Source organism: Citrobacter freundii complex sp. 2024EL-00216 (genome assembly GCF_043945515.1).
GTDB lineage: Bacteria > Pseudomonadota > Gammaproteobacteria > Enterobacterales > Enterobacteriaceae > Citrobacter > Citrobacter portucalensis.
On sequence record NZ_JBIMRA010000014.1, the window covers coordinates 98,423 to 112,759 of the forward strand.

A 14,337-nucleotide genomic window follows, 5' to 3' on the forward strand; every position below is an offset into this window, starting at 1 on the left:
TTGCGTATAAAAAAAGCGCGGGGTGGTCCCGCGCAAAAAGGTATGACAATGTTATTGTTTTGCAGCAATACTCAGGAATTACTCAAGCATGACATGTCTACCTTAAACATCGGACTATCTATAAAACGACATTATGCTTTCACGCACATAACGTGGTACACACCGTCAATAATTTCCGTTCCTTCGGTTTCATGTTCAAATCCAGGGAAGTGGTGGTCCCAGGACTGCAACGAACGTAGATAACTAATCTGCGGGCTATTGGCGTCGCCAAAGTTTTCCCCGGACAGCAGCATCGGAATTCCTGGTGGGTAAGGAATAACGGAATTCGCGGCTATACGACCCGGCAGATTTTCAATGGCCACCATCTCAACGTTATCGCTGACTATCGCGTTATAGGCTTCACGCGGGGTGATTTCAGCAACAGGCAGGCCGGAGTAGGCCGCGTTAAGACGTGCGCCAGGGTTGTTCTCTTTCAGCCAGGCGAACATGGTGTCGCCCAGATCGTGAATGCCCATGTTGGCGTAAGTGTCTGGATGTTCCTCAACCAGTTCTGGCATCACCTGTGCCAGCGGGGTATTGGCATCGTAATGGTGTTTGAAAGAGCACAACGTGTTGATCAGTGTGCCCCATTTCCCGCGGGTAATCCCCATGGAGAACAGGAACATAATCTGGAAGTCGGTGGTACGGGTCGGCACGATGCCGTGACGGCCAAGCCAGGCGGTGACCAGTGCAGCCGGTACGCCGTTCTCTTCCAGTTCACCATCGTCGCCCATCCCCGGAGCCAGAATGCTGACTTTGATCGGGTCCAGCATGCTCCAGTTATCCGGCAGGTCTTTAAATCCGTGCCAGGATTCACCCGGGCGCATTACCCAGCAGTTCTGGTCGGTGGTCAGGAGTTGGGTTGGCGCATCGGCAAAGTCATAGGTTTTGCCGGTCTGCGGATCGGTCACAATCTCTTTGTTCCACGGTTTGAAGAACCAGTCGCCTTCGGCGGTGAATTCTTTGTACAACCGCGCCATGGCCTGACGGAAATCGACCGCTTCGTCGATCACTTCCTGGGTGAGCGACAGGCCGCTGTTACCGTCCATCATGGAAACCGCCACGTCGTTTGAGGCGCAGATGGCATACAGCGGAGAGGTAGTGGCGTGCATCATGTACGCCTGGTTAAAGCGGGAGAAGTTCACGGCCCCACGACCTTCACGAACGTGAATGTAAGATGCCTGAGAAAGCGCATTCAGCAGTTTGTGGGTCGAGTGGGTGGCAAAAACGGTAGGACCGTTATGATCGCCCGGCGCGCCACGCATGGCGTAGTGATCGGCGTAAATTGGGTTGAAGCGAGCATAGCCGTACCAGGCCTCATCGAAGTGGATGCGATCGCTGGTTTGCGCGAGCAGGTCCTGGGCCTCTTTGGCGTTGTAGCAAACACCGTCGTAGGTACAGTTGGTCACAACGCTGTAAGACGGTTTTTGCCCGGCTTTACCTTTGGTCAGCGGGCTTTCGCTGATCTTTTTCTGCAATGTTTCAGGCTGCATTTCCTGCGGGTAGATAGGCCCGATAATGCCGTACCGGTTGCGGCTTGGCACCATGTACACCGGTTTTGCCCCGGTGAGGATAAGCCCCTGCTCGATGGATTTATGGCAGTTACGATCCAGCACCACGACGTCATCATCGGTCATACAAGCCTGCATGATGGTGCGGTTAGAGCCGGAAGTCCCGACCACTACGGACCAGGAGCGGTCAGCGCCAAACACGCGGGCGGCATATTTTTCGCTCTCGCCAAACGCGCCGGTATGATCCAGCAGCGAGCCGAGCGATGCGCGTTCAATACCCATGTCGCTACGGAATAAGTTTTCACCATAGTAATCATGGTAGAAACGACCGGCCGGCGTTTTGGTGAATCCGACGCCGCCCTGGTGACCCGGAGCTGCCCAGGAGTATTCATGGATGTCGCCGTACTTCATCAGCGCGCTGAACAGCGGTGGCAGAAGTTGTTGGCGGTAGCGGGTCATCGCCGCAACGGCGCGACCGGCGATAAAGTCTGCGGTATCTTCCAGAATCCAGGCGAATTCATCGACAAGCTCCAGCAGGTCGCGATCCAGCGATGCGGTGGCTTTTTCGCGATCGCCCAGCAGGAAAACGGGAACGTTTTGCTGGCGCTCGTGGAGCTTGCCGATCAATTGCCTGACGTTCAGGTGCTCGTCTTGTTGTTCCATTTGATAGCTGAACATCAGGCAATCAATGGCTTCATTGGCGGCGAGGATTGCGTAACCATCGTCGAATGAGGTGGACTTAATGACGGTAACATTTTGGCGGCTTAATGCGTCAGCCAGACGTTCGACAGCGCTACCGACCCAGGTGTCCTGATGCAGAAACTCACTTTCAACAATTAATACTTTCATCATCTTTTACCCGGTTGTGGAAAGGTTGCAATCTATGAATTGCAGACACACCGTATGAATGTGACGCAGGCAAGTATTATCCTGTCAAAATGGGCTGTAAAGCGGGTGAAAAATAGTCTGATTTGTGTTTAATTTGTTTTTAAACAGTAGGTTATGTTTGCTTGTTGGCGGTTTTTCACCGCCGTTTATCGACAGGGGGAATATTTTTTTGGCTGATACTGATATTGCCGAATGATATCAACCAGCGATTGTTTGCCGATGCTGCTGGCTTAGTTTGCGGTACTGCTGCGGCGACATGCCGACAAACTTGCTGAAGGTGTCATAAAAACGGCTGCTGGATCGGAATCCGGCGGTCAACGCAACGTCGAGAATGGTTTTATCGGTATCGCTAAGCAATGCGCGGACGTGATTAATCCGCATTGCCGTGATGTACTGCTTCAGGGTGAGTTGCATTACGCGTTGGAAAATCCCCATCGCGTAGTTGGCGTTGAGCTTCACGTGTTCCGCGACGTCGTTGATGGTGAGCGCCTGATCGTAGTTGTCGGCAATAAAGCTCAGCATTTGGCTGACGTAAAACTGGGCGTGCCGCGACACGCTGTTTTTGTGGGTCCGCGAGGTTTTATTGACCAGGATAGGCTGCCAGCCGGAAAGGCTAAACCGCTTGAGCATCAGACCAATTTCATCAATGGCGAGCTGGCGAATTTGTTCGTTCGGGTTGCTCAGTTCCTGTTGCCAGCGCTGAACCTCAAAGGTGCTCAACTGCTGCGACGCCAGCGATTTGATGACCATTCCATGGGTAACATGGTTGATCAGCTCGCGATCCAGCGGCCAGGAGAGGAAAAGGTGCATCGGTAAATTGAAGATAGCCATACTTTGGCAGCTGCCCGGACGCGTGAGCTGATGCGGTGTACAGGCCCAGAATAGCGTGATGTGTCCCTGTTTTATCTGCACGACTTCGTTGTTGATAAGGTACTCGACGTCACCATCAAACGGAACATTGATCTCCACCTGCCCATGCCAGTGGCTGGCAGGCATAGCATGCGGTGAGCGCAACTCGATATCCATCCGTTGATATTCTGAGTACAGCGATAGCGGGCTGCGGGTTTGTTCTTCATCGCTACTGCACATGTGCGGATCGGGAGGGAGAGGCGATGTCGGTAATGTACTCATGGTTGCTCCATTTCCTGAATTATCAGAATCATGTCATTTAACACGTATTAAGGCTGAGAATCAGGACACAAATTGGACCGTTACCATTGAGCATAGCGACATTTTGCGGCCGCATACTCTGCTTTTTGGGTGATTTTGTCCCATAAACTCAGATCCAATAGGGCGCAGAGTGATGATCTGAGTTTATGGGAATGCTCAGCAGGGAAGTCGGAGGTTTTCATCTATGCGCTGTGCCACCATGACTGTGTTCACTAATGTTCTGGAGAGTCATGATGTCTGCACCCAAAATTACCTTTATCGGCGCCGGTTCCACGATTTTCGTCAAAAATATTCTTGGGGACGTCTTTCACCGCGATGCGCTTAAATCTGCGCATATCGCCTTGATGGATCTCGATCCTACGCGTCTGGAAGAATCACACGTTGTTGTGCGCAAGTTGATGGATTCTGCGGGCGCGTCTGGACGAATCACCTGCTATACCGATCAAAAAGCGGCATTACAGGATGCCGATTTTGTGGTGGTCGCTTTCCAGATCGGCGGCTATGAACCCTGTACCGTTACCGATTTTACGGTGTGTAAACGCCATGGTCTGGAGCAGACGATTGCCGACACGCTGGGGCCGGGCGGCATTATGCGTGCGCTGCGCACCATCCCGCATTTATGGCAGATTTGTGAGGATATGACCGAAGTCTGTCCGCAGGCCACAATGCTTAACTACGTTAACCCGATGGCAATGAACACCTGGGCAATGTATGCGCGCTATCCGCATATTAAGCAGGTTGGGTTGTGTCATTCGGTGCAGGGGACGGCGGAGGAGTTGGCCCGCGATCTGAACATCGACCCTGCTTCTTTGCGCTATCGCAGTGCCGGGATCAACCATATGGCGTTTTATCTGGAGCTGGAGCGCAAAACGGCGGACGGTGCCTATGTGAATCTCTACCCGGAGCTGCTGGCGGCCTATGAATCCGGTCAGGCGCCGAAACCAAATATTCACGGAAATACCCGTTGCCAGAACATTGTGCGCTATGAAATGTTCAAAAAATTGGGGTATTTCGTCACCGAATCGTCGGAGCACTTCGCTGAATATACGCCGTGGTTTATCAAACCGGGGCGTGAAGATCTGATTGAGCGCTATAAGGTGCCATTGGATGAATATCCGAAACGTTGTGTGGAACAGTTGGCGAACTGGAAAAAAGAGCTGGAAGAGTACAAAACGGCTGAGCGGATCGACATTAAACCGTCGCGCGAATATGCCAGCACTATCATGAACGCTATCTGGACCGGTGAACCGAGCGTCGTGTATGGCAACGTTCGCAATGACAATCTGATCGATAACCTGCCGCAAGGCTGCTGCGTTGAAGTCGCTTGTCTGGTCGATGCAAATGGTATTCAGCCAACGAAAGTCGGGACTCTCCCGTCACATTTGGCGGCCATGATGCAAACCAATATCAATGTTCAGACCCTGCTAACGGAAGCCATCCTGACGGAGAATCGCGATCGCGTTTATCACGCGGCAATGATGGATCCGCATACCGCCGCGGTACTGGGGATTGAAGAGATTTATGCGCTGGTGGACGACCTGATCGCGTCTCACGGCGACTGGCTGCCGGCCTGGCTGCACCGTTAATACACAATCACGCCGGGCATTGTATCCGGCGTTTAACCTCTGACGTTTCCTCTTACAGAAGGCGGGCGCTGGTAACAGCGACCCGATACCCTATGAGCATATCTCTGACAACAAAACTCAGTTATGGATTTGGAGCGTTTGGTAAGGATTTCGCCATCGGTATTGTGTACATGTACCTGATGTATTACTACACCGACGTGGTGGGATTATCGGTGGGGCTGGTCGGAACGTTGTTCCTGGCGGCAAGGATTTGGGATGCGGTAAACGATCCCATCATGGGCTGGATTGTGAACGCCACCCGATCGCGCTGGGGAAAATTTAAACCCTGGATTTTACTCGGTACGCTGGCGAACTCATTGGTGCTGTTTTTGCTTTTTAGCGCACATCTTTTTGAGGGTACTGCGCAGGTCGTATTTGTTTGCGTGACGTATATATTATGGGGAATGACCTACACCATTATGGATATTCCATTCTGGTCACTGGTGCCAACTATTACGCTGGATAAACGCGAGCGTGAACAACTGGTGCCGTACCCCCGTTTCTTCGCCAGCCTTTCTGGGTTTGTTACCGCAGGCGTGACGCTGCCTTTTGTGAGCTATGTTGGCGGAGCCGATCGTGGTTTTGGTTTTCAGATGTTTACGCTAATTCTCATCGCGTTCTTTATCGTTTCCACCGTTGTGACGCTACGGAATGTGCATGAGGTTTATTCGTCAGACAGTGAGGCCACGGCAGACAGCAGTCGTCTTGGGTTGAAAGCGATCGTTGGGCTTATCTATAAAAATGACCAGCTATCCTGCCTGTTAGGTATGGCACTGGCTTACAATATTGCATCCAATATCATTGCTGGCTTTGCCATTTACTATTTTACCTACGTCATTGGCGATGCAAGTCTCTTCCCGTACTACATGTCTTACGCAGGTGCGGCAAACCTGTTGACGTTGATTTTCTTTCCTCGGCTGGTAAACGCTTTGTCACGACGGATCTTGTGGGCTGGGGCATCGGTGTTGCCGGTGCTTAGCTGTAGCGTACTACTGGTGATGGCGCTGGCAGATTTCCATAATATCTTACTGATTGTTATAGCGGGTGTTTTACTGAATATTGGTTCGGCGCTTTTCTGGGTGTTGCAGGTCATTATGGTGGCAGATACCGTTGATTACGGCGAATACAAACTTAATGTTCGTTGTGAAAGTATCGCTTATTCGGTGCAGACAATGGTGGTAAAAGGTGGGTCAGCATTTGCCGCTTTCTTTATCGCGTTGATACTCGGGGTGATTAATTACGCGCCAAATGTCGCGCAGTCTGCCGAAACCATCGTTGGCATGCAGTTTATTATGATAGCGCTACCCGCACTCTTTTTTGTGGTGACCTTAGTCCTGTATTTCCGCTTTTATCGACTGAATGGCGACACCCTGCGCAGGATCCAGATCCATTTACTGGATAAGTATCGCAAGGTGCCGCAGCACTATGAGCAACCGGATATCCCGGCTATTGCGGTAGTGGCTCCAGGCGATGTGAAGGCGTAGCGATGGAATGGCATTCGTTGATTGGATATTTGGCGGCCAGCCTGACGACGCTCTCTTTCTTACCGCAAGCCATTAAGGTTATTACCACCCGCAACACGCAAGGTATCTCCGGTTTGATGTATGTGATGTTTGTGTGCGGGCTGGTTTTGTGGCTGATTTACGGATTATTGATTGAAGATACTGCCGTCAGCATGGCGAACTTTCTGACACTGTTGTTCGCCTTGCCGATTCTGGTTATCAAGTATCGCAGTAGGTAATGTAGATTGCCGGAGAAGCGTTAGCGCTCTCCGGCCATTTTCAATTGCCGATTGTGCCAGCCCGCCAGTGCGAGGACCGTTGTTAACGCACCGAGCAGGGCGCAGAACATGTCCGACTGGGTATCCCACGGGTCACCCTGCGTGCCAAGGAAGTCATCCGCACCTTGCCCCATTGCCAGCGCAGCCCACCATTCGATCAGTTCATACATTGCGCTAATCGCCAGTGCTACGCAGCAGACCAAAAATGCCAGCATCTTACGACCACGGACAATATTGCCGCGCACTAAAATCTCTCTTGCCGTCAGGGCTGGTACCAGCCCCTGGAAGAAGTGGCCCAGCTTGTCATAGGGGTTTCGACTGAGATCCAGCCATTCCTGAACCTGAAAACCGACGGGGACTTTGGCGTAGGTATACATCCCGCCTACCATCAGAATGATGGCGTGCAAGAAAATCAACGTATAAAGCAGCGGCGTCAATGGGTACTGCTTCATGGTTGCCAGTAACAGCGGGACGACAATAATGACTGGCGTGACTTCCATCAGCCAGGTGATTTTCTCCGAGGCAGAGATACCGGTGTAGATAAGAATCAGCGCCAGGATCAATGCACCGGTGCGCAAGATTGTGGGGTTCAGAGTGCGGAGCATTGCGAATTCACACGTAATGGAAAAGATCACTATTCCCTGTGAACGGCAAAAATTCAATACCAGTAAATGGGGGGATAAAGTTGGCCCGGGGGGATCGCTGGACTGACGCCAAAAATTTAGTGCCAGTCCAGTGCCGGGCCGAATGGGTTACTTCGCGCAGTTAGCGCATTGTTTGCTGACGATTTGCTGGAAGAAATCGTTGCCTTTGTCATCGACCAGAATGAAAGCCGGGAAATCTTCTACTTCGATTTTCCAGATAGCTTCCATACCCAGCTCCGGGTATTCCACGCATTCCAGATGCTTAATGCTCTGCTGCGCCAGTACCGCTGCCGGTCCACCGATGCTGCCTAAGTAGAAGCCGCCGTGTTTGTGGCAGGCGTCAGTCACCTGCTGGCTACGGTTACCTTTTGCCAGCATGATCATGCTGCCGCCGTGAGACTGCAACAGGTCAACGTAGGAGTCCATACGACCCGCGGTGGTTGGACCTAAAGAACCGGACGGGTAGCCTGCAGGGGTTTTGGCCGGACCCGCGTAGTAGATCGGATGATCTTTCACGTACTGCGGCAGACCTTCGCCGGACTCAATACGTTCTTTTAACTTCGCGTGGGCAATGTCACGACCAACAATGATAGTACCGCTCAGTGACAGACGAGTAGAAACCGGGTACTGAGAGAGCTGGGCGAGGATCTCTTTCATTGGGCGGTTAAGGTCAACTTTAACCACTTCGCCTTCGCCCGCCTGGCGCAGAGATTCCGGAATGTACTGACCTGGGTTATGTTCCAGTTTTTCAATCCAGATCCCTTCGCGGTTGATCTTGGCCTTGATGTTACGGTCTGCAGAGCAAGAAACGCCCATACCAACCGGGCAGGACGCGCCGTGGCGAGGCAGGCGGATCACGCGGATATCATGTGCGAAGTATTTCCCGCCGAACTGAGCACCAAGGCCGAGTTTCTGCGCTTCTTCCAGCAGTTCTTGTTCCAGTTGCAGATCGCGGAACGCCTGACCGTGAGCATTGCCTTCAGTCGGTAGCGCGTCATAGTAGTGTGTGCTGGCCAGCTTCACCGTTTTGAGGGTGCTTTCCGCTGACGTACCACCAATAACGAATGCGATGTGATACGGCGGGCAAGCTGCGGTACCCAGCGTGCGCATTTTCTCAACCAGGAAGTTTTTCAGTTTGCCGGGAGTCAGCAGCGCTTTGGTTTCCTGATACAGATAGGTTTTGTTGGCTGAGCCGCCGCCTTTGGCCACGCACAGGAATTTGTATTCGTCACCGTCCACGCTGTACAGATCGATCTGTGCGGGCAGGTTGGTGCCGGTATTTACTTCTTTGTACATATCCAGCGCCGCGTTTTGCGAGTAGCGCAGGTTATCTTCGATATAGGTATTAAATACGCCTTTGGAGAGCGCCGCTTCATCGCCGCCGCCGGTCCAAACACGCTGACCTTTTTTCCCCATGATGATTGCCGTACCGGTGTCCTGGCAGGTTGGCAACACGCCTTTGGCGGCGATTTCGGAGTTTCTCAGGAACTGCAGCGCCACGTACTTATCGTTTTCGCTGGCTTCGGGATCATGGAGAATTGAGGCGACTTGCTGTTGGTGTTCTGGGCGGAGCATGAAGGAGGCATCGTGGAAGGCTTGCTGGGCCAGTAGCGTAAGTGCTTCAGGGGCTACTTTCAGGATTGTTTCGCCTTCAAACTCGCCGACGCTGACGTGATCGGATGTCAGCAGGTAGTACTCAGTTTTGTCTTCCCCCAGTGGGAAAGCCGCCTGGTAAGTGAATTCAACTTTTGACATTTGCTTCCAGCCTTTTCATTTTTCTCAGGAATTTTAAAATTCTCTGTGTCTTCATGGTGGCGTGCCGTACCAACGTGGACGGCACGCGAACTGTGATTACAGGAAACCGTACATTGCGGCGAAGATCCAACCAAAGACACAGGATACGCTTACGCCGATCAAGCCAGGCAGAATGAAGCTGTGGTTGATAACGAAGCGGCCGATGTGGGTGGTGCCGGAACGGTCAAACTGGATTGCAGCCAGATCGCTCGGGTAGGTCGGCAGAATGTAGTAACCGTAACATGCCGGAGCAGAAGCCACGATGTACGCGGGATCAACCCCGATTGCCAGCGCGACCGGAACAATCGCTGCCAGCGCCGCTGCCTGGGAGTTTACAAATTTGGATACCAGCAGCAGAACAATTGCATAGGCCCACGGATACTCTTTCACCATATTGCCCAGCACACCTTCGATTTCTGTCATGTGCGCGCCGAACATTGTTTCGGCCATCCAGGCAATTCCGTACACCGCCACAATCGCGATCATACCGGAACGGAAGACTTCGTTTTTAGATATTGAAGCGGGATTGGTCTTCGTCAGAATAATAATCAGCGCACCGGTCAGCAGCATGAACATCTGGATAACCAGCACCATTGACAGCGGTTTGCCGCTAAAGGTAGGACGCAGCTCAGAGAACGCGCCAAGCACGGCAACAACGGCAATAGCGGCCAGGAAGATCCACATGGCCAGCCAGTTGCTTTTCGGCAGCTTTTTGTCTAACAGCGTGGCGGTATCGCCATACACATAGTTATGGTTTTCAGGTACGGAAATGAACTTCTGGAACTCTTCATCTTTATCCAGATCCTTACCACGGAACCAGCTGAAGATACCGATCGCCAGGATACCCAACAGGGTAGACGGGATGGTGATGCTGAGCAGGTCGAGGAATTCGAGATGCTTGCCTTCAAACGTTACGTTACCCAGCATTGCCACCAGTGACACAACGGCTACAGAAACCGGGCTGGCGATAATCCCCATCTGTGCACCGATAGAACTCGCCGCCATCGGACGTTCCGGGCGAATATTGTTCTTAATGGCAACGTCATAAATGATTGGCAGGATGGTGTATACCACGTGCCCTGTACCGCAGAGAATCGTCAGGGTGCAGGTAACGAAAGGTGCGACGATGGAAACGTATTTTGGGTTACGGCGCAGCAGCTTTTCAGCGATTTGCAGCATAACGTCAAGGCCGCCGGAGGCTTGCAAGGTTGCCGATGCGGCCACCACGGCAATAATAACCAGCATTACATCTACAGGTGGTTTACCCGGCTGGAGATGGAAAACGAAAACCAGAATGACCAGGCCGATACCGCCTAATAAACCCAGCGCGATACCGCCCTTTCTGGCACCATAAAACAAACATATTAATATTATGAGAAGTTGTATACTAAATAACATTTTATTTACCCTCGCGAAAAACCCAGTCAATTTTTTGAAAAATGGATCTGTGCCACATTCTTTTTTGCCAGAATAAGCATCAAAAAATGGTCAGTATTCGATATGTCCGTATTTGCGATTAATGTTCAAATGTCTTGCTAGAATGTTTTTTCAAATTTATGGAAATATTTAGCTTTTTTCTGTGGCTTTGATCAGAGGAGAGAATCCTCAGGCGATGGGAAGCAGAGCTGGGCATGGAAAGCTGCGGTTGACGCTGTAATTTATCTGTTTTGCGTTTTCCGCTATTACGTGAACCACCGACAGAATGGGTGAGTAGATTATTTATGTGATCACGGTCACGCCATCTCATAATGTGATGAGGTCGGCGTGCGGATACTTTTATTTGCTCACAAAAATGTACGGTGTCCATGGTACGTAGCATGGTCTCCATTGCTACCAGTCTAGATTTTGTATGTCTGGTTAATTTCAGACTAATCCTTTATGGGTAAAAATACACACTCTGCGAGTTAGATAATACTTAATTAACTTTTGTTAGCGATTTTGAAATTAAAAACAGTGTGATGGTTGTCAATATTAAAATAATACATTTAACATGCCGGATACAAATATATTTGATCTAACGCAAATTTATAATTTTACAGTGCCAGCTGGTGAAATCGGGATTTTTCATTATTTTAATAATTGTTACTTTCAAATAACAAATAATCCCAAGTGTATTTATTGGCAATATTGTTTAAGCAATGAGTAGTGTTCAGCCTGCACACGATAACGATAAACAGGTCTGCCGGTCACGCCATAATGGATGCTGGTAAATAAGATGTGACAATTGACGAGCCAGATAAGGTATTTACGGCAAGAGACGCGCGAGATATTGACCTCGTTGGCCAGCTCATCCGTGGAGAACTCCTGATCCTGGTGCTCATCAATCCACTGACACAGCGTGCGTAACGTTTGTGGCGTTAACCCTTTAGGTAAGCGCCGTGCTTCCTGTTCATTGGAAGAGCTGCCGTGAATCAGCTGGTCAAGCTCAGACTGTTCATAGTACTGATGCTTGTCCATTTCATTTTTCTTGTGCAGCCAGCCGGTGAGCGCCTCTTCAAACCGGGAAGCCTGGAAAGGTTTGATCAGGTAGTCAACAACACCGTAGTGAAGTGAATCTTTGATGGTGGTGGCATCAGCGGCGGAAGAGATGACGATGACATCACACTTGCAACCTTCGCTGTGCAGAACCGGTAGCAGGTCCAGACCGTTTTCTTTTTGCATATAAATATCTAGCAAAATCAGATCGATATGATGACCGCTATGAAAGATTATCTCTTTTGCTTTCTCCAGCGTGGAGGCTGTGCCGCAGCAGTGAAAACCGGAGAGTTGCGCGACATAACGGCGGTTTAATTCCGCTACCATTGCATCGTCATCGACAATTAAGACATTGATCATCTGCTGGCCCTCTCACCATTCCACGGTAACTGTACAAAAAATTGGGTGAAGATCCCTGGTTCAGACTCGACGGAAATATTACCGCCAACGTTTTCAACCTGTTGTTTAACAAGCGCTAAACCAACGCCCCGTTCGGTTCCTTTTGACGAAACGCCCTTCTCAAAGATGTGCTCAATGTTTTCGGGGGCAATCCCCGGACCATCGTCATTCACTTCGCAATGCAACCAGCCGTGTCGATAATGCAAGGATACGCTGATCTCACCACCAGGTTCTTGACCTAGCGCCTCCAGGGCGTTTTCAATCAGATTCCCCAGAACGGTAATCAGTACCGCCACCTGATCTTCGTTGCTATTTTCCGGTAACTGGCTTTCATTGCTAATGACCAGACTATGGCCTAAATCAGATGTGCGATTAATCTTACTGAGTAAAAATCCTGCGATCACCGGTGATTTTATTTTTCCTAACAGTGAGCCAATTTCTTCCTGATAATTGTTTGCGGTCTTCAGGATGTAATTTTCAAGCTGCTTATAACTTTTCAGATGCAATAATCCCAGAATCACGTGCAATTTATTCATGAATTCGTGGGATCGTTCACGAAGTGCGTCGGCATAGTTGACCATACCATCCAGACGTTGCATTAGTTTTCGGACTTCAGTCTTATCTCTGAAGGTTGAAATGGCACCGATGATTTTACCGTTGCTGAGTACCGGGACCGTGTTAATTAAGAGTAGCCGATCCTTCACCATGATCTCTTCATCGCGGCGCGGCGTTCCGTCATGTAGTACCTGTGAAAAATCGACCACCTGTGACCACGCATGGCTGAGTGTGGAGAGCTGGGCATCATCTTGTGATTTGTGATAATCCAGCAGCTCCTGCGCCGCCTGGTTAATCAGGGTCACTTCACCGCATTCGTCAACGGCAATAACACCTTCCTTTATAGAGTGCAGCATCGCCTGGCGTTGTTCGAACAGATTGGAGATTTCATAAGGCTCTAGGCCAAACAGAATGCGCTTGAGGACTTTGACAAATACCCATGTACCGAGCAGTCCAACCAGTACGCCAAATAAGATTGACCAGATGATGCTGCCGCGGCTGTTATTGATCTGCTCAGTCACCCGGCTTAGCTCAAGGCCGATCGACACGACGCCAATCTGCCGGTGATGTTCGTCATAGATAGGAGTAAATACACGTAGAGCTTTAGCCAGGAATCCGCGATTAATGGCGACATTCTCTTTACCCTGCAGGGCCAGCAATATGTCATCACCTTTAAATGGCTGACCGATTCGCTGCGCTTCGGGATGAGAGTAACGAATGCTTTGCATATCAGTGACGACGATAAACAAAAAGTCGTTGCTCTTATTCACCGCCTGGGCAATCGCCTGAATGCCGCTTTCCTCGGGCTTTTTCATTAGTCCCTGGCGGATCTCCGGAGAGTTGGCTAGCGTTCGCGCGACCGCAAGCGCTTTACTCGCTAATGCATCGCGCGTCATGTTGCTGATCTGCGAGAAATAAATCAGATGAACGACAAGCAGCACGGAGAAGAGTACTGCACTAACCATGAGGATCACGGTGGTGCCAAGCTTCATCGGGCGTTTACGTATAGCAGTACGTTGCAGGGAGTATCTCATCACGGTCCTGAAATCACGGTTTGTGCGGGTATTATTGCCTGATGGGGTGCGTAATTCAAAGGTGGTAGGGATTATGGCGCTTAAGTTGTCAGTCCTTCTTCTTTATATAGCGTAGAGTGAATTTCTTTCTATATAGAGGTTTTCATACCGATTCTCTCCCTTTTTAGGGACGCTTACAGATAATTTCCTTACGATTGTGGATAACTCTGTGCGTAAATGGGTATAAGGCGGGGTTTTGCTGTGGAATGCAGCAGTCAGTCATTTTTCTGTCATTTAAGGGTTGCGGGCCGCAGGAAACTCCCTATAATGCGCCTCCATCGACACGGCGGATGTGAATCACTTCACACAAACAGCCGGTTCGGTTGAAGAGAAAAACCTGAAAATGAGGGTTGACTCTGAAAGAGGAAAGCGTAATATACGCCA

General features: G+C 50.5%; 10 protein-coding genes. 3 read left to right on the plus strand and 7 right to left on the minus strand.

Annotation, left to right across the window (positions count from 1 at the left end; all coding sequences use genetic code 11):
• Positions 1-131 precede the first annotated feature (131 nt).
• Both adiA and melR read right to left on the minus strand, forming a co-directional pair.
• A complete protein-coding gene (gene adiA, locus ACHHZ7_RS18020; RefSeq protein ID WP_020996085.1) occupies positions 132-2,399 on the minus strand; it encodes an arginine decarboxylase in 2,268 nt (755 codons plus the stop codon).
• A gap of 237 nt (positions 2,400-2,636) precedes the next feature.
• A complete protein-coding gene (gene melR, locus ACHHZ7_RS18025; protein WP_003826756.1) occupies positions 2,637-3,569 on the minus strand; it encodes a transcriptional regulator MelR in 933 nt (310 codons plus the stop codon).
• A 269-nt stretch (positions 3,570-3,838) separates the two neighbouring features.
• On the opposite strand from melR, the gene melA reads away from it, so the two are divergent.
• The 3 genes from melA to ACHHZ7_RS18040 all read left to right on the plus strand — a co-directional run bounded on the left by melA (position 3,839) and on the right by ACHHZ7_RS18040 (position 6,974).
• Complete coding sequence (melA, locus tag ACHHZ7_RS18030; RefSeq protein WP_008786970.1) at positions 3,839-5,194, plus strand: alpha-galactosidase; 1,356 nt, start codon at positions 3,839-3,841, stop codon at positions 5,192-5,194.
• Positions 5,195-5,286: 92 nt separating this feature from the next.
• The gene (gene melB / locus ACHHZ7_RS18035) at positions 5,287-6,717 is read left to right on the plus strand and encodes a melibiose:sodium transporter MelB (protein ID WP_060683115.1); all 1,431 of its coding nucleotides are present in this window, start codon (positions 5,287-5,289) and stop codon (positions 6,715-6,717) included.
• Between the two features lie 2 nt (positions 6,718-6,719).
• Complete coding sequence (locus ACHHZ7_RS18040) at positions 6,720-6,974, plus strand: SemiSWEET transporter (RefSeq protein ID WP_032942140.1); 255 nt, start codon at positions 6,720-6,722, stop codon at positions 6,972-6,974.
• 20 nt (positions 6,975-6,994) lie between these two features.
• Here ACHHZ7_RS18040 and ACHHZ7_RS18045 read toward each other — a convergent pair whose 3' ends face one another.
• The 5 genes from ACHHZ7_RS18045 to ACHHZ7_RS18065 form a co-directional block, all read right to left on the minus strand.
• A complete protein-coding gene (locus ACHHZ7_RS18045) occupies positions 6,995-7,618 on the minus strand; it encodes a DUF2238 domain-containing protein (RefSeq protein WP_057068409.1) in 624 nt (207 codons plus the stop codon).
• A gap of 147 nt (positions 7,619-7,765) precedes the next feature.
• The gene (gene fumA / locus ACHHZ7_RS18050; protein WP_008786974.1) at positions 7,766-9,412 is read right to left on the minus strand and encodes a class I fumarate hydratase FumA; all 1,647 of its coding nucleotides are present in this window, start codon (positions 9,410-9,412) and stop codon (positions 7,766-7,768) included.
• Between the two features lie 96 nt (positions 9,413-9,508).
• Positions 9,509-10,849 (minus strand): anaerobic C4-dicarboxylate transporter DcuB, encoded by a 1,341-nt coding sequence (dcuB, locus tag ACHHZ7_RS18055; protein WP_003031873.1) that lies wholly within the window; start codon positions 10,847-10,849, stop codon positions 9,509-9,511.
• Between the two features lie 717 nt (positions 10,850-11,566).
• Positions 11,567-12,286: a two-component system response regulator DcuR gene (gene dcuR / locus ACHHZ7_RS18060; protein WP_008786975.1), complete on the minus strand. Its 720-nt coding sequence runs from the start codon at positions 12,284-12,286 to the stop codon at positions 11,567-11,569.
• Positions 12,283-13,914, minus strand: coding sequence for a sensor histidine kinase (locus ACHHZ7_RS18065; RefSeq protein WP_003826772.1), 1,632 nt, complete (start codon positions 13,912-13,914; stop codon positions 12,283-12,285). The genes dcuR and ACHHZ7_RS18065 overlap by 4 nt, the downstream gene beginning before the upstream one ends.
• Between the last annotated feature and the right edge of the window lie 423 nt (positions 13,915-14,337).

What these genes read in the sequence shown, in the direction of transcription:
- adiA (WP_020996085.1), bottom strand. Translation starts at nt 2,399, where the DNA reads ATGAAAGTATTAATTGTTGAAAGTGAGTTTCTGCATCAGGACACCTGG.
- melR (WP_003826756.1), bottom strand. Translation starts at nt 3,569, where the DNA reads ATGAGTACATTACCGACATCGCCTCTCCCTCCCGATCCGCACATGTGC.
- melA (WP_008786970.1), top strand. Translation starts at nt 3,839, where the DNA reads ATGATGTCTGCACCCAAAATTACCTTTATCGGCGCCGGTTCCACGATT.
- melB (WP_060683115.1), top strand. Translation starts at nt 5,287, where the DNA reads ATGAGCATATCTCTGACAACAAAACTCAGTTATGGATTTGGAGCGTTT.
- ACHHZ7_RS18040 (WP_032942140.1), top strand. Translation starts at nt 6,720, where the DNA reads ATGGAATGGCATTCGTTGATTGGATATTTGGCGGCCAGCCTGACGACG.
- ACHHZ7_RS18045 (WP_057068409.1), bottom strand. Translation starts at nt 7,618, where the DNA reads ATGCTCCGCACTCTGAACCCCACAATCTTGCGCACCGGTGCATTGATC.
- fumA (WP_008786974.1), bottom strand. Translation starts at nt 9,412, where the DNA reads ATGTCAAAAGTTGAATTCACTTACCAGGCGGCTTTCCCACTGGGGGAA.
- dcuB (WP_003031873.1), bottom strand. Translation starts at nt 10,849, where the DNA reads ATGTTATTTAGTATACAACTTCTCATAATATTAATATGTTTGTTTTAT.
- dcuR (WP_008786975.1), bottom strand. Translation starts at nt 12,286, where the DNA reads ATGATCAATGTCTTAATTGTCGATGACGATGCAATGGTAGCGGAATTA.
- ACHHZ7_RS18065 (WP_003826772.1), bottom strand. Translation starts at nt 13,914, where the DNA reads ATGAGATACTCCCTGCAACGTACTGCTATACGTAAACGCCCGATGAAG.